17 protein-coding genes are annotated in these 19,439 nt (G+C 73.8%); 2 read left to right on the forward strand and 15 right to left on the reverse strand.

The annotated features are described in order from the left end of the window. The 9 genes from ACSNN9_RS14070 to ACSNN9_RS14110 all read right to left on the reverse strand — a co-directional run. On the reverse strand, window positions 1-2,315 hold a 2,315-nt coding region (locus tag ACSNN9_RS14070; protein WP_436673481.1), incomplete at its 3' end, for a glycoside hydrolase family 65 protein. Continuing rightward, a complete protein-coding gene (locus tag ACSNN9_RS14075) occupies window positions 2,312-3,064 on the reverse strand; it encodes an HAD-IA family hydrolase (RefSeq protein WP_436673482.1) in 753 nt (250 codons plus the stop codon). The genes ACSNN9_RS14070 and ACSNN9_RS14075, both read right to left, overlap by 4 nt. Before the next feature lie 62 nt (window positions 3,065-3,126). Next, window positions 3,127-3,591, reverse strand: coding sequence for a DUF4442 domain-containing protein (locus ACSNN9_RS14080; RefSeq protein WP_436673484.1), 465 nt, complete (start codon window positions 3,589-3,591; stop codon window positions 3,127-3,129). Window positions 3,592-3,636: 45 nt separating this feature from the next. After that, complete coding sequence (locus ACSNN9_RS14085) at window positions 3,637-4,935, reverse strand: ABC transporter ATP-binding protein (RefSeq protein WP_436673486.1); 1,299 nt, start codon at window positions 4,933-4,935, stop codon at window positions 3,637-3,639. A gap of 136 nt (window positions 4,936-5,071) precedes the next feature. Further along, window positions 5,072-7,333: a bifunctional glycosyltransferase/CDP-glycerol:glycerophosphate glycerophosphotransferase gene (locus ACSNN9_RS14090; protein WP_436673487.1), complete on the reverse strand. Its 2,262-nt coding sequence runs from the start codon at window positions 7,331-7,333 to the stop codon at window positions 5,072-5,074. Window positions 7,334-7,349: 16 nt separating this feature from the next. Beyond that, a complete protein-coding gene (locus ACSNN9_RS14095) occupies window positions 7,350-9,353 on the reverse strand; it encodes a DUF5941 domain-containing protein (RefSeq protein WP_436673488.1) in 2,004 nt (667 codons plus the stop codon). Then, window positions 9,350-10,096 (reverse strand): ABC transporter ATP-binding protein, encoded by a 747-nt coding sequence (locus tag ACSNN9_RS14100; protein WP_358086127.1) that lies wholly within the window; start codon window positions 10,094-10,096, stop codon window positions 9,350-9,352. The genes ACSNN9_RS14095 and ACSNN9_RS14100 overlap by 4 nt, the downstream gene beginning before the upstream one ends. A gap of 2 nt (window positions 10,097-10,098) precedes the next feature. Continuing rightward, window positions 10,099-10,926, reverse strand: a complete 828-nt coding sequence (locus ACSNN9_RS14105) for an ABC transporter permease (RefSeq protein WP_436673490.1) — start codon at window positions 10,924-10,926, stop codon at window positions 10,099-10,101. A 59-nt stretch (window positions 10,927-10,985) separates the two neighbouring features. Then, window positions 10,986-12,356, reverse strand: coding sequence for an L-serine ammonia-lyase (locus tag ACSNN9_RS14110; protein ID WP_436673492.1), 1,371 nt, complete (start codon window positions 12,354-12,356; stop codon window positions 10,986-10,988). 311 nt (window positions 12,357-12,667) lie between these two features. On the opposite strand from ACSNN9_RS14110, the gene ACSNN9_RS14115 reads away from it, so the two are divergent. Continuing rightward, complete coding sequence (locus tag ACSNN9_RS14115; RefSeq protein WP_357877986.1) at window positions 12,668-12,874, forward strand: PspC domain-containing protein; 207 nt, start codon at window positions 12,668-12,670, stop codon at window positions 12,872-12,874. Between the two features lie 95 nt (window positions 12,875-12,969). Here ACSNN9_RS14115 and ACSNN9_RS14120 read toward each other — a convergent pair whose 3' ends face one another. From ACSNN9_RS14120 to pdxH, 6 genes are all read right to left on the reverse strand, one after another. Next, window positions 12,970-13,734: a DUF4230 domain-containing protein gene (locus tag ACSNN9_RS14120; RefSeq protein WP_436673493.1), complete on the reverse strand. Its 765-nt coding sequence runs from the start codon at window positions 13,732-13,734 to the stop codon at window positions 12,970-12,972. A 153-nt stretch (window positions 13,735-13,887) separates the two neighbouring features. After that, complete coding sequence (locus ACSNN9_RS14125) at window positions 13,888-14,193, reverse strand: type II toxin-antitoxin system VapB family antitoxin (RefSeq protein ID WP_089002310.1); 306 nt, start codon at window positions 14,191-14,193, stop codon at window positions 13,888-13,890. 201 nt (window positions 14,194-14,394) lie between these two features. Next, window positions 14,395-14,997 (reverse strand): nitroreductase family protein, encoded by a 603-nt coding sequence (locus ACSNN9_RS14130; RefSeq protein ID WP_436673495.1) that lies wholly within the window; start codon window positions 14,995-14,997, stop codon window positions 14,395-14,397. A 12-nt stretch (window positions 14,998-15,009) separates the two neighbouring features. After that, window positions 15,010-15,939 carry an aldose 1-epimerase family protein gene (locus ACSNN9_RS14135; protein ID WP_436673496.1) on the reverse strand — a complete coding sequence of 310 codons (930 nt, stop codon included), beginning with the start codon at window positions 15,937-15,939 and terminating at the stop codon, window positions 15,010-15,012. A gap of 52 nt (window positions 15,940-15,991) precedes the next feature. After that, window positions 15,992-17,293 carry an MFS transporter gene (locus ACSNN9_RS14140; RefSeq protein ID WP_436673498.1) on the reverse strand — a complete coding sequence of 434 codons (1,302 nt, stop codon included), beginning with the start codon at window positions 17,291-17,293 and terminating at the stop codon, window positions 15,992-15,994. Beyond that, entirely contained in the window at window positions 17,290-17,919 is a 630-nt protein-coding gene (pdxH, locus tag ACSNN9_RS14145) for a pyridoxamine 5'-phosphate oxidase (RefSeq protein ID WP_436673527.1), read from the reverse strand. The genes ACSNN9_RS14140 and pdxH overlap by 4 nt, the downstream gene beginning before the upstream one ends. Before the next feature lie 285 nt (window positions 17,920-18,204). Between pdxH and ACSNN9_RS14150 the strand changes: the two genes are divergently transcribed. After that, window positions 18,205-19,311: a citrate synthase 2 gene (locus tag ACSNN9_RS14150; protein ID WP_436673500.1), complete on the forward strand. Its 1,107-nt coding sequence runs from the start codon at window positions 18,205-18,207 to the stop codon at window positions 19,309-19,311. Window positions 19,312-19,439: the final 128 nt, after the last annotated feature.

Raw genomic sequence — 19,439 nt, forward strand, 5'->3', positions numbered from 1 at the left:
GCCGGCCCGGACACCTCCGCCGGGGGGATCGGCACCGTCACCGGCTCCCGGCAGGTGACCTGGACCGTCTCGCCGTGGTGACGCAGCTCCAGCACGTCGCCCGGGTCGCCGTGGCGCAGCGCGTACGTGGTCTCGTGCGGCCGGACGTCGACCCGCAGCCGCATCCCGCGCCACTGGAGCGAGAACTCCAGCCGCTCGAGCCGGCTGGACAGCCGGGGCGCGAAGGAGAGGCTGCCGTCGTGGTCGCGCAGCCCGCCGAACCCGGCCACCAGGGCGATCCACGCGCCGGCGAGCGAGGCCATGTGCACGCCGTCGCGGGTGTTCTCGTTGAGATCGTGCAGGTCCATCAGCGCGGCCTCGCGCAGGTAGAGGTGTGCCAGCTCCGGGTGGCCCACCTCGGCCGCCAGCACCGCCTGGGTGCACGCCGACAGCGACGAGTCGCGCACCGTGCGCCGCTCGTAGTAGAGGAAGTTGCGCAGCTTCTGCTCCGGCGTGAACGCGTCGCCCCGCCAGTGCATGGCCAGGACGAGGTCCGCCTGCTTGACGACCTGCTTGCGGTAGAGGTCGAAGTACGGGTAGTGCAGCAGCAGCGGGTACTTCTCCGGCGGCGTGTGCGCGAAGTCCCACTCCTGGAGCCGGGTGAAGCCCTCGACCTGCTCGTGGACGTCGATCTCCTCGTCGTACGGGACGTGCATGGACGCCGCCGCGTCCCGCCAGGCCGCCGCCTCCTCGTCGGTCACGCCGAGGCGGAACGCCTCGTCCCGGTAGCGCATCACCGCGTCAGCCGCGCTGATCAGGTTCCGCTGCGCCATCAGGTTGGTGTAGATGTTGTCGTTCTTCACCGCCGTGTACTCGTCGGGGCCGGTGACCCCGTCGATGTGGAACTGGCCGTGCCGATCGTGGTGGCCCAGCGACCGCCACAGCCGGGCGGTCTCCACCAGCAGCTCCAGCCCGATCTCCCGTTCCAGCTCGGTGTCCTGGGTGACCTGGACGTAGCGCCGCAGCGCGTCGGCCACGCCGGCCGCGATGTGGAAGGCCGCGGTGCCCGCCGGCCAGTACCCCGACGACTCCGGTCCCTCGATGGTGCGCCAGGGGAACGCCGCGCCCTCCAGGTTGAGCGTCCTGGCCCGCTCGTGCGCGGCGGCCAGGGTGCCGTGCCGCCAGTGCAGCGCGTCCCGCACGGCGGCCGGGTGGGTGTAGGTGAGCACCGGCAGGACGAACATCTCCGTGTCCCAGAACGCGTGCCCGTCGTACCCCGGGCCCGTCAGGCCCTTCGCGGCGATGGGCCGCCGCTCCGCCCGGGAGCCCGCCTGGAGGACGTGGAACATGCCGAACCGGACGGCCTGCTGGATCTCCGGGTCGCCCTCCACCACCACGTCGGCGGCGTCCCAGAACTCCTCGAGGTACTCGCGCTGCTCACGGCGGAGCCCGTCCCAGCCGTCCAGCCGCGCCCCCGTCAGGGCGGCCTCGACCTGGTCGCGCATCGCCGGCAGGGACCGGCGGCTCGACCAGCCGTAGCCGAGGTACTTGACCACGCGCAGCGTCTCGCCGGGCTGGAGCACGCACCCGATCGTGGTACGCACCCAGTCCTCGTACCCCTCGGACTCGATGGTCTTCCGCGCCGGGGCGTACACCTCGTGCTCCATCGCGGCGGCGACCCGCAGCCCGGAGAGCTTGGTCCGGTGGATCAACAGCCCGCCGTCGCGGGTGGTGAGTTCCTCCTCGGCCTGCAACGGCGACTCCAGCACGGCCGCGACCCGCGGGTCCCGGCTCTGCGGGGGCAGCGCCTCGTTCGCCACCAGCTCCGACTGGAGGATCAGCCGCAGCGGGACGTCCACCGCCGTCACCTCGTAGTTGATCGCGGCGACGGCGCGCTGGGTGAACGAGACCAGCCGGGTGCTGCGGACCTTGACCTCGCGGCCGGCCGGGGAGCGCCAGTGCAGCTCCCGGTACAGCGTGCCGGCGCGCAGGTCGAGGACCCGTTCGTGGGCGAGGAGTTCGCCGTAGCGGACGTCGAGCGGCTCGTCGTCGACCAGCAGCCGGATCAGCTTGCCGTTGGTCACGTTGACGACCGTCTGACCGGACTCGGGGAACCCGAAGCCGGCCTCCGCGTACGGCAGCGGGCGCAGCTCGTAGAACGAGTTGAGGTACGTGCCGGGCAGGCCGTGCGGCTCCCCCTCGTCCAGGTTGCCGCGCAGCCCGACGTGCCCGTTGGAGAGGGCGAAGACCGACTCGGACTGGGCCAGGACGTCCATGTCCAGCCGCGTCTCCCGGACGTGCCACGGCTCGACCGGATAGGCGCGTTCCCGGATCACGCGGGCCGCCCGGAGTCGAGCAGGTCGGCGAGGTCGGTGACCACGACGTCGGCGCCGTGGGCGCGCAGCTCGGCGGCCTGGCCGACCCGGTCGACGCCCACCACGTAACCGAATCCGCCGGCCCGCCCGGCGGCGACCCCGGCGAGGGCGTCCTCGAAGACGGCGGCGTTGCGCGGGTCGACCCCGAGCAGCCTCGCGCCGGCCAGGAAGGTGTCCGGGTGCGGCTTGCCCCGCAGCCCCTCGGCGCGGGCGACGAGCCCGTCCACCCGGCCCTCCAGCAGCGGCTCCAGCCCGGCGGCGGCAACCACCTCCCGGCCGTTCGCGCTGGCCGTGACGACCGCCCGGCGCAGACCGGCGGCGACCGCCGCCTCCAGGTAGGCGACGGAGCCGGGGTAGACGTCCACGCCGTGGGTGCGCAGCCGCTCCAGCAGCAGCACGTTCTTGCTGTTGCCGACGCCGTTGACGGTGGCCGCGTCCGGCGGGTCGTCGGGCGACCCCTCGGGCAGCACGATGCCCCGGGAGGCGAGGAAGGTGCGCACCCCGTCGGCGCGCGGCCGGCCGTCGACGTAGCGGTTGTAGTCCGGCCCCGGGTCGAAGGGGCGGAACTCCTCGCCGGTGGCGGCGGCGCGTCGGCGCAGGAAGCCGTCGAAGGTCTCGGTCCAGGCGGCGTTGTGCACCCGGGCGGTCTGCGTCAGCACACCGTCCAGATCGAAGAGACAGGCGGTCACGTGAGCAGGCAGGCCCAACACGGTACGAATCTATCCAGACCTCCGCGCCCGCAAACCGCTTTTCGGCCCGCTTGCCGCGCGGCTCAGTTCGGGCGCAGCGTCCAGACCACGGTCAGCTCACCGGTCGGTCTGCCCTCCTCGGTGGCGATCTCCACCCGCACCGGGAACTCCGGCCGGCTGCCGGACTCCAGCTCCGCGACCACCTCGGCGACCGGTCGGCCGAGCCGCGCGGTGGCCCGCACCGGACCCATCGCCAGTTTCCGGTACGCGATCTCGGCCCGCACCGCCAGCGGCGTGGCCCGGTCGAGCAGCGGCGCGAACGCGGCCAGCACGACCGCGCCGGAGGCGGTCTCGCCGAGGGTGAACATGGCCCCGGCGTGCGGGCCGCCGACGTGGTTGTGGGTGGCCGGCGAGTCGGGCAGCCGGACGGTCACCCGCACCCCGCCCTCCGCCTCGGGGGCCACTTCGACGAATTCGATGCCGAGCGTGCGGGCGAACGGCACGGCCTCCAGGATGCCGGCCGCCACCTGGCGCGAGTCGATGGTCATGACCCGACGTTACTAGTCGGTAACTTCGTCGGCAAGGCCGCCCCGTCAGCGCCAGCCCACGTCGATGCGGTCGCCGCGCTCGTCGAAGAAGTGCAGCGCGTCCATGCGCACGGAGATGGCCAGGGGGTGACCGGCGGCGACCCCCGGGTACGGCGCGAGCCGGACCGCGAGCTCGGCGGGGCGCCGGTGGTGCCGGCCCGGGTCGTTGAGCACGCTGGTGCGGTTGGCGGCGGCCGGAGCGGCCTCCTCCTCCTGGACGGCGCGCCCGGTCAGCCGCTGCATGACCTGCCCGAAGCGGCGCAGGCCGCGCTGGCCGGTGGGCGCGTCGACGCGGGCGCCCATCTCGTCCACCACGATGGCGGTGGCCCCGATGTCGAGGAAGGCGAGCGACTCGTGCCCGTGGTGCTCCAGGTAGCGGATCCGGCCGTGCAACACCGCGCCCTGGGTGTCCGGCGCGACCGGGGTGAGCGCCTCGGCCCGCATCCCGACCACGATCCGCTCCCCGTGGTAGTGCGCGACCGCCCGGCTGCGGATGTCGTCCCACGGCAGGTGGAGCGACTGGTCGCCGAGAGTGAGGGTGACGTAGCGGTCCAGGTGGACGTAGACCGAGGCCTCCAGCAGGTTCATCCGCGGGCTGCCGAGGAACGCGGCCACGTAGAGGGTGGCCGGGCGGCCGTAGACCTGGGTGGGGGTGCCGACGTCCTGGAGGACGCCCTTGCGCATGATCGCGACCCGGTCGGCCATGGTCAGCGCCTCGGCCTGGTCGTGGGTGACGTAGATGGTGGTGACGCCCAGCTCCCGGGTCAGGCCGGAGATCTCCGCGCGCAGCTCGGCCCGGAGCCCGCTGTCGAGGTTCGACAGCGGCTCGTCCATCAGGAACAGGCCCGGGCGGCGCACGATCGCCCGGCCCATCGCGACCCGCTGGCGCTGCCCGCCGGAGAGCTGGCTGGGCTTGCGGCCGAGCACGTCGCCGATGCCGAGCGCGCTGGCCACGTCGGTGACCCGCTCGCCGCGCGGCTCGGGCTCCAACCCGGCCAGCTTGAGCGGGAAGGCGATGTTGTCGCCGACGGTCATGTGCGGGTAGAGCGCGAAGTCCTGGAAGACCATGGCGATCTTCCGGTCGCGCGGCGGGAGGTCGTTGGCCAACTCGCCGTCGAGCATCACCGCGCCCGACGTCGGGTCCTCCAGCCCGGCCACCATCCGCAGCACCGTCGACTTGCCACAGCCCGACGGGCCGAGCAGCACCATGAACTCGCCGTCGTTGACGTCGAGATTGACGCTGTCGACGGCGAGGGTGCCGTCCCTGAACACCTTCGTGACATCCTTGAGTGCGACGGTTGTCACCGTGCCCTCCCCCCAGCTCGTCGGCCGAACCCCGAATGACTGTGACGAGGATCATCCGGTTCGCACATCGGGTAAACGTTCCATGTTCGGCTTGTGACGGCCCTGTGACGCCCACCCGGCGGGACGAGGCCCTCCGTCAGGGAATACTTCCTTCCGCCCGCCTCCGCGGGGTCCGCATGCCGGCTACCCGCGCCGGCTGGCCGTCCGGGGACTCCTCGCCGAGGAAGACCCGACGGACCACCCGCTCGGCGGCGTGGCCGTCGTCGAGCGCGCAGAACCGGGCCCGGAACCGCTGCCGGGCCTTGCGCGCCGTCTCGGAGTCGACCCCGCCGGCACGGAACAGGTCCAGCAGGTCGGCGAAGCTGGTCGCCACCGCGCCCGGCGGCTCCGCGGTCACGTCGAAGTAGACGCCGCGGGCCAGCCGGTACGCCTCCCAGTCGGGCGCGTAGACGACGATCGGCCGGTCGAGCACCGCGTAGTCGAACATCGCCGAGGAGTAGTCCGTGACCAGCACGTCCGCAACGAGGTAGAGGTCCTCGACGCGCGGGTGGCCGCTGACGTCGCGTACCCGCTCCCGGTCCGCCGGGCGTCGGGCGCGGCGGTCCCGGTCGTGGAAGTAGTGGCTGCGCATCAGCAGCCGGCCGGCCGGGCCGAGCACGTCGAGCAGCCGCTCCGGGTCGAACGGTGGCCGGTAGCCGGGCAGGTGCTCGCGGTGCGTCGGGGCGTACAGGACGACCTGTTCGCCGGGCCCGAGGCCGAACCCGGCACGCAGCCGGGCCACCTCCTCGGCGGTCGCGGTGACCAGCCGGTCGTTGCGCGGGTAGCCGACCTCCAGCGTGGTGTACGCGGCCGGGTACGCGCGCTCCCACATCTGGCTGGAGAAGCTGTTCGCGCTGATGCTGTAGTCCCACCGGTCCACCCGGCGCAGCAGCCCCGCGAAGTCCATCCCGACCGCGCCGATCGGGTAGCGCTGCTGGTCGAGGCCCATCACCTTCACCGGCGTGCCGTGGTGGGTCTGCACGTGCACCGTGCCCGGCCGCTTGCGCACGAAGTCCGGGAAGTTCACGTTGTTGACGAGCCAGCGCGCCCGGGCCAGCGCCCGGTAGTACGCGGGCGTGCCGGCGACCACGTACGCGACGCCTTCCGGCACGGTGTGCACCCGGTCCCGCCGGACGATCCACACGCCGCGGATCTGCGGCGCCAGCCGCCGGGCCGCCTCGAAGACGGCCGCCGGGTTGTCCGAGTATCCGCGGTACCAGTAGGCCGCGTAGACGGCCAGCGTCGGGTCGACCGGCCGGCGCAACTCGGCCCGGTAGTACTCCCGCAGCAGGGTGTCCCGGGCCAGCCGCGCGGCCCGCCGGGCCGGGGGCGCGACCCGCCGCTTCGTGCTCCGCGCGGTACGCCGGGCCACGTCCCGCGCCCGGTAGGCGGCCCGCAGCGCGCTGAACGTACGCCAGCGGCCGGCGGCCACCAGCCGGTGCTTGAGCCCCTCGGCGCCCCCCGGCGCCGGGTAGCCGCCGGGCGGCAGCCAGCGCGCGTGGTCGGCGGTGATCCGGGCGAAGAAGGCCGGCCGCAGCTCGGGGTCGAGCCGTTCCCCGTTGCCGAGCACGGTCAGGTAGTGCCAGATCATCCGCTCGAACAGCGCGGGGCGCAGGTCGTCGACCGCCGGCCCCCAGGCGTCCATCAGCCGGAACACCCGGTGCCACTGCTGGAAGACCTCGAAGTGCCGCTCGCCCCGGGTTCTGGTGATCGCCCCGGTCCGGCGCTGCCGGTAGTTGACGCAGACCCGGTCCAGCACGCCGATCCGCTCGGCGGCCATCAGCACGGGGTAGCTGAACGAGACGTCCTCGTACCAGCCGGGGGCGAAGCGCAGCCCCTCGTCGAGCAGGAACTGCCGGCGGACCAGCCGGTTCCAGGCGGTGTGCAGCAGCCGCAGCGTCTCGGGCCGCTCCCGCAGCCGGAAGGTCTCCTCGCCGGGCGGCTCCGGGAACACCTCCGTCATCGCGCTGCGGCTGGCGGCGTTGTTCCAGTGGGTCCGGACGTGGTCGACCAGGAGCACGTCGGGGCGGGTCGCGCGGAGGCGCCCGGCCACCTCGGCGAGGCAATCCGGGGCGAGCCAGTCGTCGCCGTCGACGAACCAGACGTACTCCCCGACGGCCCGGTCCAGCCCGACGTTGCGGGCCGGACCGAGCCCGACGTTCTCCGGCAGCCGGACGGCGTGCATCCGCCGGTCGCGGGCCGCGTACTCGGCGAGGATCTCGCCGCTGTCGTCCGGCGAGCAGTCGTCGACGCCGATCACCTCGATGTCGGCGACCGGCTGGCCGAGGATGGAGTCGAGGCACTCGCGCAGGTAGCCCTGCACCCGGTAGGCCGGCACGACGAAGCTGATCAGTGTCATCGGCCGGCCCCTGTCGTCAGCCCGGCGAGCGACCTCCCGCGCCGACCGCACCCGCCGACGCCCGCGCGGCGCGGGCAGGCAGGACGACCCAGGCGAGGGCGACACTCCCCACGAAAACCACGAGAAGGTACGTACCGAGTGTAGCCATCCCGATACCCGCAAAACCGACGATCGCCGCCGCGGCCAGCAGGACCGACCGGCCCTCCCAGCCCAGCGTGCCGCCGTGCAGCGGCGGGGCGGCCTGCCGCTTCTCCAGCCGCGCCGTCAGGTCGTAGTGGTGCAGCGTCAGCACGAAGACGTACCCGAAGACCAGCCACGCCGGCACGCCGCCGACCACCCCGACCGCGATGGCGAAGAGGTACTCGCCCGCCCGCAGCGCCGCCGGGACCAGCCAGTCCAGCGGCCCGTCGTGCGCCGCCCGCGCCCCGCCGCCGGCGAGCAGCAGCCCCGCCAGGGCGAGCAGCACCGTCCACCGGGGCGGGGCTGCCTCGCCCCCGCGCAGCGCGACGAGCAGCATGATCGCCGCCGGCAGCGCGGCCAGCACCGCCAACGTCAGCGGTCCCGGCCGGCGGGCCAACGGGAACCGGGCGGCGAGCGGGCCGTCGTCGCGGTGCAGGGTGGCGTCGACCGTGTCCAGCACCGGGACCCGCATCCAGCGGGCCCGCAGCGTGCGCAGCGCCCCGGTGTACGCGAAGGCCAGCACCCCCCAGCCGAGCACCGCGTACAGGCTGACCAGCGGGCCGAACAGCGCCACGGTGATGGCGATCAGCGCCCACCGCTCCCCGATCGGGAAGACCACCGTCCGCTTCAGCCAGTACGACAGCGAGCCCGTGTCGGCCTGCACCCGGTTGGAGGCGGCGTTCAGCCTGTCGCCGATGCCGCCGCCGGCGGTGCCGACCGCCTTCGGCCGGCGGGCCGCCTCGTCGTGCAGCACGCCGTACCAGGTGTCGGTCATGTGCCGGACGGTCTGCAGGGTGATCGCGGCGATCGCCAGCGCCCAGCCGTACCGGAAGCCGGCCTGGGTGGCCCCGTAGCCGAGGCCCGCGTAGACCACGTACTCCTTCGCCCGGTCGGCCATGGTGTCCAGCCAGCCGCCCCAGGCGCTGAAGTGCCGGGTGTAGCGGGCGAGCTGGCCGTCCACGCAGTCCAGCACGAAGCCGAGGTAGAGCAGCACCGCCCCGGCGACCAGCGCCAGCCGGCCGCCCGTGCCGAAGAGCACGGCGGCGGCCACCGCGAAGGCCACCGAGATCATCGTGACGGCCGTGGGGCCGAGCCCGAGCTTCGCCGACGCCTTCGTCACGTACGGCGACCAGGTGCTGACGAAGAAGGTGGTGAAGAAGTCGTCCCGCTCCTTCACCGAGAGCCTCAGCTCGGCCCGGTCCTCGTCGACGGCGGCCACGGCCGCCTCCGCGGCGGCCAGCCCCGCCGGGTCGCCCACCCGGTGCGCGACGAGCAGGCGTACGCGCTGGGCGAAGGTCAGCGTGCCGAGCCCGGTGAGGCCCGCGAAGAGCCGGTCCACGGCGGGCCCGGCCACCGGCGGCGCGGCGGCCGACGGCGCGCCCGCGGGCACCGCCGCGACGGTGGCGGCGCGCGCGGCGGCGGCGAGCGCGGGCAAATGGTCGACGCCCACCCGCAGCGCGCCGCCGAAGACGCCGGTGGCCCCGCCGTCCAGCGCCTCCGGCGGCCCGGCCTCGACCACCTGGCCGCGCTCCTCGCGCACGGCCGTGCGGCCCTCGCCGGGCGGGTCGGTGAGCACCAGCGCGACCGTCGGCCCGACGGGGCTGGTGGCCAGGTGCCGCAGGACGGCGGTGTGCGCGACCAGGTCGGCGCCGGTGACGAGCACCGGGCCGGTGGCCGCGTCGACGAGGCTGGCCAGCTCGTCCAGGTCGGCGGCGTGGCGCACCTCGTCCGCCCCGGCGCGACGGAGCTGGTCGGCCAGCCGGTCGGCGAGGGGTTCGCCCGAGCGGGTCGGCAGGCTCGCGGCCGGGGCGTCGGCGGCGAGCACGATCGCGAGCGTCACCGCGGAACCGCGGCCTGGTACGCGTGGAGCGCCTCGGCGATCGTGCCGTCGACGCTCAGCCGGCCCCCGTCGAGGTAGAGCCCCCGACGGCAGAACCGGGTCAGGTCCTTTTCGTTGTGTGACACCAGCACCAGAGTGCGCCCCTCCCCGAGCAGACGGTCGATCGTCGCATAACACTTCTTGCGGAACTCCTCGTCCCCGACCGCGGTCACCTCGTCCATGAGCAGGATCGGGTGCGGCAGGTGCGAGATGATGGCGAAGCCGAGCCGGACCTTCATGCCGGACGAGTAGTGCCGCACCGACGTGTCGATGGCCCGTTCCACCTGCTCACCGGCGAACGAGACGATGTCGTCAAAGTGCCGCCGCAGGTAGCCCGAGGGGAGCCCGTGCAGGCCACCGACCAGGTAGAGGTTCTCCCGCCCGGTCAGGTCGTTGGAGAACCCGGCGGAGAGCTCCAGCAGCGGCGCGACGTCCCCGCGCACCCGGATCCGGCCCTCGTCGGGAATGAGCACGCCGGCGATCAGCCGCAGCAGGGTGCTCTTGCCGGTGCCGTTGCGGCCCACCACACCGACGGTCTCCCCGGCGCGGACCGAGAACGACACGTCCCGCAGCGGCCAGAACCGGCCGTCGTCCGCGCCGCGCCGCCCCCGGTGGATGAACAGCTCCCGCAGCCGCAGCTGCCGCCGCCGGTTGCGGACGAACCGGATGCCGAGCCCCTCCGCCGCGATGATCGGGTCGGCCATCCCTACAGTTCCTTGAGCACGGCGGGTTCGAGCCGGCGGAACGACCACCAGCCGGCGGCCAGCACCAGCAGGCTGACGCCGACGGCGGTGGCGAGCAGCCGGGCGTCGGGGAACTCGTCCGGGTACCAGACCGCGTGGTGCAGCTGGAAGATGCCGACCAGCGGGTTCAGCTCGTAGGCGACCTTCAGCCAGCCCGGCAGGTCGGCGTCCCGCACGAGGCTCAGCGGATAGATGATCGGGGTGGCGTAGAAGAGCACCCGGATGACCAGCCGCATGAAGCGCTCGACGTCGCGCATCAGCACGTTGACCGCCGAGAGCAGCAGCGCCAGCCCGACCAGCAGGACGGCCTGCACCGCCACCGCGAGCGGCAGGGCCAGCAGCGACCAGCCCAGCTCGACCCGGCCGGACGCGGCGTACCAGACGGCGACGGCGAGCAGGATCGGCAGGCCGGCGGCGTACTCGGCGAAGCGGCCGGTGACCCGGCCGATCGGGAAGACCTGCCGCGGCACGTTCATCGTCGTGATCAGCCGGGCCTGGCCGGTCAGCGCGTTGGTCGCCTCGCTCAGCGCCGAGCTGGTCCACATCCAGGCGAAGATCCCGGTGAGCAGGAACAGCGGGTACGAGTCGGCCGCGTCACCGAGGTGGCGGTTGGTGTCCCGGGAGTAGAGGATTCCGAAGACGAACCAGTAGATCGCCCCCATGCTGAGGGGCTCGATCAGCGACCAGAGGTACCCGAGCACGGACTGCTGGTACTTCACGGCGAGGTCGCGCCGGACGAGGATGCGCAGCGAGGTGCGGTGCGACCACAACGCCGCGACGCCAGAGGTCACCGCCGCCTCCCGCCTCACCGAACGGACGACAGGTTAGCAGTCGGTGAACGAACGCCCCCTCAGCACTCGATCACGTTGACGGCCAGTCCGCCGCGCGCCGTCTCCTTGTATTTGACCTTCATGTCCGCGCCGGTCTCGCGCATGGTCTTGATGACCTTGTCCAGCGAGACGTGGTGCACCCCGTCGCCGCGCAGCGCCAGCCGGGCGGCCGTGATCGCCTTGATGCTAGCCACCGCGTTCCGCTCGATGCAGGGGATCTGCACCAGACCCCCGACCGGGTCGCAGGTCAGCCCGAGGTTGTGCTCCATGCCGATCTCGGCGGCGTTCTCCACCTGCTCGGGGGTGCCGCCCAGCGCCTCGGCCAGCCCGGCGGCGGCCATCGAGCAGGCCGAGCCCACCTCGCCCTGGCAGCCCACCTCCGCGCCGGAGATCGAGGCGTTCTCCTTGAACAGCACGCCGATCGCGCCGGCCGCCAGCAGGAACCGGACCACCCCATCCTCGGAGGCGCCAGGGGAGAACCGGGTGTAGTAGTGCAGCACCGCCGGGATGATCCCGGCCGCCCCGTTGGTCGGCGCGGTGACCACCCGGCCGCCGGCCGCGTTCTCCTCGTTGACGGCGAGGGCGAAGAGGGTCACCCAGTCCATCGCCCGCAGCGCATCGGCCGGGTCGGACTCCGTCTCCAGGCTGCGGCGCAGCTCGGCGGCGCGGCGGCGGACCTTCAGGCCGCCGGGCAGCACCCCGTCGCGGGAGCAGCCGCGCTCGACGCACTCCCGCATCACCCGCCAGATCTCCAGCAGGCCGGCGCGCACCTCGCCCTCGCTGCGCCAGGAGAGCTCGTTGGCGAGCATCACCTCGCTGATCGACAGCCCCGTCGACGAGGTCACGTCGAGCAGCTGCGCGCCGGTGAGGAACGGGTGCCGCACCCGCGTGGCGTCCGGCTTGATCCGGTCCGCCCCGGCCGCCGCCTCGTCCACCACGAACCCGCCGCCGACCGAGTAGTACGTCCGTACCCGCAGCTCCGCGCCCCTGTCGTCGTACGCGGCGAAGGTCATCCCGTTGGGGTGGTACGGCAGCGACCGGCGCCGGTGCAGCACCAGGTCGCGGTCCGGGTCGAAGTCGATCTCGTGCGCGTCGAGCAGGCCCAGCCGGCGCTCGGCGCGGATCCGGGTGATCCGCGCGTCGACCGTGTCGGTGTCGACGGTCTCCGGGGCCTCGCCGGCCAGCCCGAGCAGCACGGCCCGGTCGCTGCCGTGGCCGTGCCCGGTGGCGCCGAGCGAGCCGAAGAGCTCCGCCTGCACCCGTACCGTGCCGGTCAGCAACCCGTCGGCCTTGAGCCCGGCGGCGAAGGTGCGGGCGGCCCGCATCGGCCCCACCGTGTGGGAGCTGGACGGCCCGATGCCGACGCTGAAGAGGTCGAAAACGCTGATCATGGCTGCACTTCCTCGCCGTCGCACCCTCGTGGGGTTCCGGCCCGGTCGTGGCCGACCCGGTCCGGGCGGCCGTCCGGCACCCGGGGGTGTGGGTGCCCGACCGGCGAGCCTACCCGCCCAGCTCAGCTCCTGCCCGTCGTTCCCGTCGGCCGTCCCGCTCCGGCGGGGCCGGGGCGTCGCGGGGCCGGTTCCCGGGTAACCACCTACGGGTACGGGCGCCGCCGATCCTCCTCGCGACCGAGGGCGCGGTGGCCACCCCTTCCTACCGTTGAGGGCAGAGGCGGCGAACGCCGCAGAGTGGGAGTACGACGATGAGTCGCAAACTGGTCCGCCCCCGTCAGGGGCGCATGATCGCCGGCGTCTGCGCCGGCCTGGCCCAGCGTTTCGGCAGGTCGGCCGGCTTCATCCGGCTGCTGTTCCTGCTGTCGCTGCTACTGCCCGGCACCCAGGTGATCGTCTACCTGGTCCTCTGGGTCCTGATGCCGAACGAGGACCGCCACGCCGCCACCCGCTACTGACCCCGTCCCACTCCCGCCGGCCGCGGGGGCGATACACGCGCAGGCGCCCGTCCCGTCGACCGGGGCGGGCGCCGTCGCGTCGGTGGGCTCCGCCGTCACGGGGCGGTGTAGGTGACCGTCACCTTCTCGTAGCCGAGGGAGCGGAGCAGCCCCTCCAGCATCTTGCGGGTGTTCTCCTCCGCCCGCTGGGTCAGGCCGCTGTCGCGGGCCGCGGTGGTGATCCGTTCCTCGGCGAGCTGGTAGACCTGCTGCTGGCGGTTGGGATCGCCCTTCACCAGCTCGCCGACCCGGTTGAGCAGCCCGCGCTCCTCGGCGAAGACGTAGCTCTTCTCCAGGTCGAGGTTGGTCTTGCCGAGCTGCGGCGCCGGCAGCCTGATCTCCACCGACTTGCCGTCGGCCGACTCGACCACCGCGCCCTCGGAGATCTTGGCGAAGTCGACGTACGCCTCGACGCTGCCCGCCCCGACGAAGAGGGTGCGCTGGCTGAGCAGCCAGTCGGGCACGTTGCGCCGGTCGTTCTGGAGATCGACGACCACCTGGAAGTTGCCCTCGGCCGCCACGTAGCGGCTGAGATCCTGGATCGACTTGAGCAGCGGCGGCTGGCTGCGGTCGGTCTGCTCCTTGGCGAACGGGTTGCGGAAGTCCGGCAGCAGGCCGGTGGCCTGCACGCCGAGCAGCACCACCACCGCCAGCGCCGCCGCGCCGAGCACCCAGAGCAGGCCGCGGGCGGGCCCGCCCGCCGGCGGCGGCGCACCCGGCTCCGGCCCGGTTGTGACAGCCGACCGCTCCTTGAGCGCCTCGCCGGTCGGATAGCCGGGGAACTCTTTCGTGGGCTCGTTGATGTCACCGTCGCGGGCCATGGCCCTCACCGTCCTCGTCAGACACGTCGTCTGAGGATGACGGTACGGCTCCTGTGCGACAGCCGCTCGTCGACGGACCGCACCGGGCGCGACCGCCGCGCCGATCCGGCGGAACCGCAGGTCAGGACGGGTCGGCCAGCCGGCGGACCGCGCTCACTCGATCGGCCCGGAGAGGACGAGCACCCGGGCGTGGATCTGGTTGCGCTGCTGCAGCGCCGCCCGCAGGGCGCGGTGCAGCCCGTCCTCCAGGTAGAGCCCGCCGTTCCACTGCACGACGTGCGGGAAGAGGTCGCCGTAGAAGGTGGAGTCCTCGGCGAGGAGCTTGTCCAGCGCCAGCTCGCGCTTGGTGGTGATCAACTGATCCAGGCGCAGCGGCCTCGGCGGAATCTCCGCCCACTGCTTGAGCGTCAGGTTGTGCTCCGGGTAGGGACGCCCGTCCCGGACCGCTCTGAAGATCACGACGGCACGCTCCCCTCCCCCTGGCCGGGCCGACCCACGACACCGGGTCGGTTCGCGGCGCGGCACCGCGACCCGCGGCACCGATGACCGTGCCAGCGTAGCCGGCCGCACCACACCGCGTTCTGCTCCCTGATGCCAGTTTCACCACCCGCCGTCCGGTTCGCCACCGGACGAAACACCTGACGAGGCTCTCGGCGCCGGTCAGCTCCACCGCCCCCGCCGGACCACCTCGTCCACCGGGCGACGTCCCCGGCGCAGCGACGGTGACCGGTGGTCGGGCGCACGATAACCCACCGTGACGGCTCCGACCGGCTCGTACTCGGGCGGCACCCCGAACGCCTCCCGGTACGCGTCGAGGCGCGGCGCGGGGATGCCGAAGAAGCACGCCCCCAGCCCCTCGTCGACGGCGGTCAGCAGCATCAGCAGGGCGGCGAAGCCGGTGTCCACGTACCAGTAGGGCACCGGCCAGCGCTCCGTCGAGCGGTCCGCCCAGCCCTTGTCGGGTTCCGCGTACCGCTCCAGGTAGGCCGACCGGTTCGCGTGCGGGACGACGATCAGCGGGGCCCGGCGCATCCCCGCCAGCCACCGCTCCCGGCCGCCACCGCCCGGGGTGGTCGCCGTCCAGAACCGCTCCCGGTCCTCCGGCGTCTCCAGCACCAGGAAACCCCAGCCCTGGGCGAAGCCGGCCGACGGCGCGCGGACCGCGTGGTCGAGCAGCCGCTCCACCACGTCGGGCGGGACGGGGCGGTCCGGGTCGTAGTTGCGCACCATCCGGCGCCGCCGGACCACCTCGCTGAACTCCATGCGCTCCCCCGCTCAGACCCCGGGTCGTACGCCCCAGACACCCCGCCAGGTCGCGCCCGGCTTCAGGGTGATCACGTCCCGACCCGAGCGGAACGCGTCCGGCGGGCAGGTCATCGGCTCCACCGCCACGGAACGGCGTCGCCGCTCGCCGGCCAGGGCGTCGCCGGTGAACACCTGCCACCAGCCGAACTCCCGGTCCGCCCAGATCCGCACGCCCGCCGCGCCGTCCGGGGCGGCCAGGCTGACCACCGAGCCGCCGTCGTCGTCGCGGATCACGTCGCCGAAGGCGAGGTCGAGCCGGGCGCCGCCGATCCGGCGGGGGCTGGTCCAGTCGTACTCGGTGCCGGCGACCGGGGTGCCCCCGATCGGCAGCAGCCGCCCGTCCACCTGCAACCGCGTCCGGGCCGGCAGCCGCAGCGACAGGTCGTCCACCGCTACCCCGGGCACCCGCAGGTACGGGTGCACGGCGAAGCCGAACGGCGCGGGCTCGGCGCCGAGGTTCGTCGCCTCGTGCTCCGCGCGCAGCCCGTCCGGGCCGACGCTCCACCGGGTGCGCAGCCGCAGCGGCCACGGGTAGCCCGGCTGCGGCGGCAGGTCGTAGCCGACGGTCACCGCGTCGGACGACTGCTCCACCAGCCGCCACGGCACCCAGTTGACCAGCCCGTGGATGGCCACCCCCCGGTCCGGCTCGCTGAGCGTGAGCTGCAACGACCGCTCGCCGAAGGTGTAGCGCCCGTCGCGGATCCGGTTCGGCCAGGGGGCCAGCACCTGTCCCGCGCAGCCGGGGCAGATCTCGTCGGCGTCGTACCCGTCCAGGTGGTCGGTCCCGTCGTGCCGGTATGTCCGGACCCCGCCGCCCACCTCCACGATGACGGCCTCGTGGCCGGCGGCCGAAATGGTCCACTGTGCGCCCGAGGGCGGACGCTGGTCGGGGGTGTCCATGCGGGGGACCCTAACGGCTCCCCCTCGCCGTCGCTCGCCCCGGCCGAACCCGTCACGCCCGGTCACCGCCGGCGGGGGCCGTCGCCCGGTAGCGCAGCAGCACCGGGAACGCCACCGCGAGCAGCACCGCGAGCGCCGCCGCGGCCAGCCCGCCGCCGACCCAGGCGACGCCACCGCCGAAACCGGCCGCCACCGCGCCGGCCCGCAGGTCGCCCAGGCGCGGGCCGCCGGCGATGACCACCGTGTTGACGCCCATCAGCCGCCCACGCATCCGGTCCGGCGCGTGGACCAGCAGCATCGACTGCCGCAGCACCGCGCTGACCAGGTCGGCCGCCCCGGCCACCGCGAGCAGCAGCACCATCAGCCAGAGCTGGCCGGCCAGCCCGGCCGCCGCGACCGCCAGCCCCCAGCCGACCACCGCCACCACCAGCACCAGCCCCTGCCGGCGCAGCCGCCCGATCCACCCCGAGGTCAGCCCGCCGAGCATCGCGCCCGCCGCGATCGCGCTGTAGAGCCAGCCGACCGCCGCGCCGCCGCCGAACCGGGATTCGGCGATCTCCGGGAAGAGCGCCCGGGGCATCGCCAGCACCATCGCGATCAGGTCGATGACGAAGGAGAGCATCAGCACCGGGGTGGTCGCCAGGTAGCGCAGGCCGTCGACGATGCTGGCCAGCCCGGCCCGCCGTGGGGCGGCGGACGCCTCCGGGTCCCGCTCCGGCGGCATGGCCGGCAGCTTCACCGTCGCCCAGACGGCGACCGCGTAGAGCGCGGCGTCGGCCGCGTACGCGATCGGCAGGCCGAGGTCGGTGCCCCACGCGGCGAAGATCAGGCCGGCGACCAGCGGGCCGAACACCGCGGCGGCCGTGAAGGTGGTGAAGTTCAGCGTGGTGGCCGCTGGCACCAGCTCCGCGGGCACCAGCCGGGGCAGGATCGCGTTGCGGGTGGGCGAGCTGACCGCGAAGGCGATCGACTGCACCGCCACCAGGACGAGCAGCAGCAGCGGGCTGCCGACCCCGAGCACCGCCTGCACCACCAGGCCGAACGTGGCGACCCAGAGCACCGCCGCGGTCCCCAGCAGCACCTTGCGCCGGTCGTGCGCGTCGGCCACCGCGCCGCCCCAGAGCCCGAAGACCAGCAGCGGTACGAACGCCGCGATCCCGATCAGGCCGACCCAGAACGAGCTGCCGGTCAGCGCGTACATCTCCACCGGCACGGCGACCGCGGTGAGCTGGATGCCGAGCATCGCGATGCCGTTGCCCAGCCACATCCGCCGGTACGCCGGCACGGCCAGCGGGCGCACGTCGATCGCGAACCGGCGCAGCCCGCCCGGCCGCGGGTCCTTGAGCTGGGTCACGGCGCCAGCCGCTCGACGGTCCACTGCCCGGTCCCGGTGAGCCGGAAGCGCAGCCGGTCGTGCAGCCGGCTGACCCGGCCCTGCCAGAACTCCACCGACTCCGGCCGCACCCGCAGCCCGCCCCAGTGCGGCGGGGCGGGGATCGGCTCGACCTCGGCGAACCGCTCCGCCGCCGCCCGGTACGCCTCGTCCAGCACGGTCCGGTCGGGAATCACCCGGGACTGGGTGCTGGCCCAGGCACCGAGCTGGGAGCCGCGCGGCCGGCTGGCGAAGTACGCCTCCGTCTCCGCCCGGTCGACCCGCTCGACCCGGCCGGCCACCACCACCTGCCGGTGCATGGGGAACCAGGGGAAGACGAGGCTGGCGTACGGGTTGGCGGCCGCCTCGGCGCCCTTGCGGGACCCGTAGTTGGTGAAGAAGACGAAGCCCTCCGGGTCGTACCCCTTCAGCAGCACGGTCCGCGCGCTCGGCCGGCCCGCGGCGTCGGCGGTGCCGACCACCATCGCGTTCGGTTCGGGCAGCCCGGCGGCCACCGCGTCGGCGAACCAGCGGTCGAACTGGTCGTGCCAGTCGGCGGCCAGGTCCGCCTCGGAAAGGCCCAGCTCCGCGGCGTACTCGTTACGCATCGCCGCTGGCCGGGCTGTGTCCCCCGTCACGTTCCCACTCCTCCTCGTCGACCCGGCCCACCCCCTGCGACGCAGGCCAGCCCGTACCGCCCAGTGTCACCGACGCGGCCCGGGCCTTCCGGACCGGGGATGTCGTGTGCGGCACAGTCGCAGTGGGTCGCGGATCCGGTTACCCAGCAGGCAAGATGTCACGAACACATCCCTGAGGGTCGCCTAAGGCGCTCGCCCGGCTGGGCCGGGACCGAAGCCCCGGGCGGGCGCACCGAGCAGATCCAGGAGAGCGACATGGCCGATTTCAAACCCGGGCTGGAGGGCGTCGTAGCCTTCGAGACCGAGATCGCCGAACCCGACCGCGAGGGCGGCGCGCTGCGCTATCGCGGGGTCGACATCGAGGATCTGATCGGCCAGGTCTCCTTCGGCAACGTCTGGGCGCTGCTGGTCGACGGGCGGTTCGGCCCGGGCCTGCCGCCGGCGGAGCCGTTCCCGGTGCCGGTGCACTCCGGCGACATCCGGGTGGACGTGCAGTCCGCGGTCGCGATGCTGGCCCCGTACTGGGGTCTCAGCCAGTTGCTCGACATCTCCGACGAGCAGGCCCGCGAGGACCTCGCCCGGGTGTCGGTCACCGCGCTCTCCTTCGTCGCCCAGTCGGCGCGCGGCCTGGGCCTGCCGGCGGTGCCGCAGAAGGAGATCGACAAGGCGTCCACGATCGTCGAGCGCTTCATGAAGCGCTGGCGGGGCGAGCCGGACCCGCGGCACGTCAAGGCCGTCGACGCCTACTTCATCTCGGCCGCCGAGCACGGCCTGAACGCCTCCACCTTCACCGCCCGGATCGTCGCCTCCACCGGCGCGGACGCCGCGGCCTGCATCTCCTCCGGCATCGGCGCCCTCTCCGGCCCGTTGCACGGCGGCGCCCCGTCCCGCGTGCTCAGCATGCTGGAGGCGGTCGAGCGCAGCGGCGACGCCGAGGGCTACGTCAAGGGCGTCCTCGACCGGGGCGAGCGGCTGATGGGCTTCGGCCACCGCGTCTACCGGGCCGAGGACCCGCGCGCCCGCGTGCTCCGCCGCACCGCCAAGGAGCTGGGCGCGCCGCGCTTCGAGATCGCCGAGGCGCTGGAGAAGGCCGCCCTGGCCGAGCTCCAGGCCCGCCGGCCGGACCGGGTGCTCGCCACCAACGTCGAGTTCTGGTCGGCCGTGGTGCTGGACTTCGCCGAGGTGCCCGCGCACATGTTCACCTCGATGTTCACCTGCGCCCGGATGGGCGGCTGGAGCGCGCACATCCTGGAGCAGAAGAAGCTCCAGCGGCTGGTCCGCCCGTCGGCCCGCTACGTCGGCCCGGGCACCCGCAAGCCCAGCGACGTCGAGGGCTGGGACGCCATCCCGCACGGCGTCTGAGAGACGACGCGAGAAGGGGCCCTTCCCCTCGCCCGGCGGCGGGAAGGGTCCCTTCGTGCGCGTGGGCACAGCGGGCCGCGACCCCCGGGCGCCGGTTGTGGCGTACGCCTCAAGGCCGCAGGTGGGAC

This window comes from Micromonospora sp. URMC 107, from assembly GCF_051386315.1.
GTDB lineage: Bacteria > Actinomycetota > Actinomycetes > Mycobacteriales > Micromonosporaceae > Micromonospora.

Bases quoted from the DNA above. Each gene is read 5' to 3' on its own strand.
- ACSNN9_RS14150 (WP_436673500.1), top strand. From the start codon at position 18,205: ATGGCCGATTTCAAACCCGGGCTGGAGGGCGTCGTAGCCTTCGAGACC.
- ACSNN9_RS14135 (WP_436673496.1), bottom strand. From the start codon at position 15,939: ATGGACACCCCCGACCAGCGTCCGCCCTCGGGCGCACAGTGGACCATT.
- ACSNN9_RS14130 (WP_436673495.1), bottom strand. From the start codon at position 14,997: ATGGAGTTCAGCGAGGTGGTCCGGCGGCGCCGGATGGTGCGCAACTAC.
- ACSNN9_RS14120 (WP_436673493.1), bottom strand. From the start codon at position 13,734: ATGGCCCGCGACGGTGACATCAACGAGCCCACGAAAGAGTTCCCCGGC.
- ACSNN9_RS14080 (WP_436673484.1), bottom strand. From the start codon at position 3,591: ATGACCATCGACTCGCGCCAGGTGGCGGCCGGCATCCTGGAGGCCGTG.
- ACSNN9_RS14115 (WP_357877986.1), top strand. From the start codon at position 12,668: ATGAGTCGCAAACTGGTCCGCCCCCGTCAGGGGCGCATGATCGCCGGC.
- ACSNN9_RS14100 (WP_358086127.1), bottom strand. From the start codon at position 10,096: ATGGCCGACCCGATCATCGCGGCGGAGGGGCTCGGCATCCGGTTCGTC.
- pdxH (WP_436673527.1), bottom strand. From the start codon at position 17,919: ATGCGTAACGAGTACGCCGCGGAGCTGGGCCTTTCCGAGGCGGACCTG.
- ACSNN9_RS14090 (WP_436673487.1), bottom strand. From the start codon at position 7,333: ATGACACTGATCAGCTTCGTCGTGCCGGCCTACCGGGTGCAGGGCTAC.
- ACSNN9_RS14110 (WP_436673492.1), bottom strand. From the start codon at position 12,356: ATGATCAGCGTTTTCGACCTCTTCAGCGTCGGCATCGGGCCGTCCAGC.